This is a genomic window from Deferribacterota bacterium, assembly GCA_034189185.1.
GTDB lineage: Bacteria > Chrysiogenota > Deferribacteres > Deferribacterales > UBA228 > UBA228.
In genome coordinates this window covers 1-3,123 of the sequence record JAXHVM010000195.1, presented here as the reverse complement: position 1 = coordinate 3,123, position 3,123 = coordinate 1, and the positions used below count along the sequence as shown (strand labels likewise).

Sequence of the window (3,123 nt, the reverse complement as noted above, 5' to 3'; positions counted from 1 at the left end):
GATTATTAATCCTTCTGATTTTTTTAAACCCTTTCCTATCCCAGTTGTAAATAGTAAAAAAGAGAGTATAAGCCTCTTTTTAGAGGCTTTAAAAGGAGAAAATGAAAAGTTAACTAACCTTATTTCAATTAATAGTGCCCTTGCAATACATTTGGTAAGTGGCGCATCCCTTGAATACGCCTTTTACTATGCAAAAAGAGCTCTCCAAAGGAAAAAGGTGTGGAGAAAATTTTTATCACTAAGAGATGATAGTTATATCTAAAAGGTAGGATTATGCATAGATATTTAGAAGAGATTATAGAATATAAAAAGAGTATTTTAGAAAATCTGAGGAATAAAAAATTGCCTGAGAGAAAAAAAGCATTGTTAAACCCCTTAAATTATTTAAGGGAAAAACCCTTCATTATGGAGATAAAAAAGGCCTCCCCTTCAAAGGGGGTAATAGATGCAGATATTGATGTAGTTAAAAGGGCAAAAGACTATGAAAGACTAAATGCAGGTTGTATTTCAATATTAACAGAGGATAGGTTTTTTAAAGGCTCTTTTAACGATCTATTAGCTGTATCAAAAAATGTTGAGATCCCCCTTTTATCAAAGGATTTTTTCATTGATGAATGTCAACTAGATATTGCTTATGCCTACGGGGCTGATATGGTATTATTAATTGTTAAAATTTTAAATGGAGAAAAAATAGAAAGGCTATACAAAAAGGCAAAACAGCTGGGTTTAGAGGTTTTATTTGAGGTGCATACCCTTTGGGAGCTTAACCAAATAAAGGATTATAAGGGTATAATTGGGGTAAATAGTAGAAATTTGGAGGATTTTACTATAGATAAATTAAATGCAGCAAGACTTTTAAATAAAATTCCAAGAGATTGCTTTAAAGTTGCCGAAAGTGGTATTATGACAGCAGATGATGTAGCTTTTTTTAAAAAGGCAGGCGCAGATGCTTTTTTAGTTGGTAGCCACTTAATGAGCTCAAATAATTTAGAAAGTTCTGTTTTAGAGCTATATAAAGGATTAAAATAAATGTTTGTAAAAGTATGTGGTATTACTAATGATTGTGATTTATTAATGGCAATAAAACTAGGCTTTTCAGCTGTTGGTTTTGTAAGGCATAGAAAGAGTAAAAGATTTATTGATGAGAATAAATTAAAAAATCTATTAAGTATTGCTGAAGGAAAGATTAAGAGAGTTGTTGTAGGAATAAGCTTTGATGAGGTTGCCCCATATATTACTTTGGCTGACTATGTGCAGGTTTATGAGCCTATTAACCATAAAAAAGTTATATATGCCTCAGATAATTTTGAATTTAATGTAGATTGTGCTTATTTTTTATATGATACGAGTAAAGGAAGTGGTAAAACTAGTGAAATCCCTTTAAAGTTAAGGGATATCTCTAAAAAATTGATTATTGCAGGTGGATTAAATGAAGAAAATGTGATAGATGTAATAAGTGATTTTTCACCCTTTGGGGTTGATGTATCAAGTGGTGTTGAGCTAGAGCCAGGGATAAAAGATCATAAAAAGATGGAAAACTTTATTAAAAAGATTAATAAATTTTGTGAGGAAAAAAACAGTGAGATTTAAATATGGTAAGTTTGGTGGTCAATTTGCTAGTGAGACTTTAATACCAGTTCTTGATGAATTAAGTATTAGTTTTAGAAAGATTAAAAAAATGCAATCCTTTCAAGATGAATTAAAGGATATATTAGAAAACTATGTAGGTAGGCCTACACCAATATATTATGCTAAGAGAATAAGTGAAAAATACGGCTTTAAGCTATACCTAAAGAGAGAGGATCTCTTGCACACCGGTGCTCACAAGATTAATAATACAACCGGACAGGTGTTACTTGCAAAATATATGGGCAAAAAGAGGGTTATTGCTGAAACTGGAGCCGGTCAACACGGACTGGCAACGGCAACGGCTGCTGCCTTATTTAATTTAGATTGCACAGTCTATATGGGTGCAGTTGACGCTAAAAGGCAGGCTATAAATGTTGAAAAGATGAAATTATTAGGTGCCAATGTTGTGGAGGTTGAGGTTGGCTCTAAAACATTAAAAGAAGCAGTATCAGAAGCCTTAAGGGATTATGTGACAAATTTTAGGGATACCCACTACGTTATTGGCTCAGTTGTTGGTCCTTCCCCTTTCCCTGAGATAGTTACTTATTTTCAATCTATAATTGGCTTGGAAACCCTCTCCTATTTTAAAAAACACGCCTTTATGCCAGATTATATTGTTTGTTGTGTTGGAGGTGGCAGTAATGCGGCAGGCATGTTTAAGCCCTTTCTAAAGGAAGATGTAAAACTAATTGGGGTTGAGGCAGCTGGTACCTCAGATGAATTAGGAAGCCATGCGGCAACCCTTAGTTTTGGTAGCCCTGGTATCTTTCAAGGAGCATATTCCTACACATTGCAGGCAAAAGAAGGCCAGATTGCAAATGTCACCTCTGTTTCAGCTGGCCTTGATTATCCTGGAGTTGGCCCAATCCATAGTTACTTGAAAGAAAAGGAGCGGGTTAACTACGTTAGAGCAACCGATGATGAGGCTTTAATGGCCTTTAAGGAATTAAGCCTCTTAGAGGGTATTATACCTGCTTTAGAGCCCTCCCATGCACTAGGGTATATATTAAAGAGAAAAACTGAATTTAGAAATAAAACAATACTAATAAACCTCTCTGGAAGAGGGGATAAGGATCTAGATATAATTAGGGATAGGTTAAAATGATAGGTGTATATATTGTCGGGGGCTACCCTAATATAGAAGATTTTAAAAGCCTTTTTAGATATTTGCAAAACTCTAAGGTTGATTTTATTGAGGTTGGCTTGCCCTTTAATGACCCTGTTGCAGATGGCCCAATTATAGCTGAGGCTATATATAAGACTATTGAAAAAGGCATAACTGTAGGAGATATATTAGAGGTTATAAGTAAAGAGAAAAAATCTAAAAAAACCTACATTATGACCTATTCTAATATTATCTTCAACCTTTGGATCAAGGTTGAAGATAATATTAGAATAGGTCATAATGTAGGTTTTTTTAGATTTTTTCTCTTTACTTATAACCTCTAATATATCTCCTACAGTTATGCCTTTTTCAATAGTCTTATATATAGC

The 3,123-nt window shown here is 33.7% G+C and carries 5 protein-coding genes; all 5 read left to right on the top strand.

The window, feature by feature from the left end; all coding sequences use genetic code 11:
- Nucleotides 1-262: anthranilate phosphoribosyltransferase (locus SVN78_09760; GenBank protein MDY6821890.1), on the top strand; the 262-nt coding region annotated here is incomplete at its 5' end.
- 11 nt (nucleotides 263-273) lie between these two features.
- Entirely contained in the window at nucleotides 274-1,029 is a 756-nt protein-coding gene (locus SVN78_09755; GenBank protein MDY6821889.1) for an indole-3-glycerol phosphate synthase TrpC, read from the top strand.
- On the top strand, nucleotides 1,030-1,590 hold the full coding sequence (locus tag SVN78_09750; protein MDY6821888.1) for a hypothetical protein: 561 nt from the start codon (nucleotides 1,030-1,032) through the stop codon (nucleotides 1,588-1,590).
- On the top strand, nucleotides 1,580-2,734 hold the full coding sequence (gene trpB / locus SVN78_09745; protein ID MDY6821887.1) for a tryptophan synthase subunit beta: 1,155 nt from the start codon (nucleotides 1,580-1,582) through the stop codon (nucleotides 2,732-2,734). The genes SVN78_09750 and trpB overlap by 11 nt, the downstream gene beginning before the upstream one ends.
- The gene (locus tag SVN78_09740) at nucleotides 2,731-3,078 is read left to right on the top strand and encodes a tryptophan synthase subunit alpha (GenBank protein MDY6821886.1); all 348 of its coding nucleotides are present in this window, start codon (nucleotides 2,731-2,733) and stop codon (nucleotides 3,076-3,078) included. The genes trpB and SVN78_09740 overlap by 4 nt, the downstream gene beginning before the upstream one ends.
- Nucleotides 3,079-3,123 lie beyond the last annotated feature (45 nt).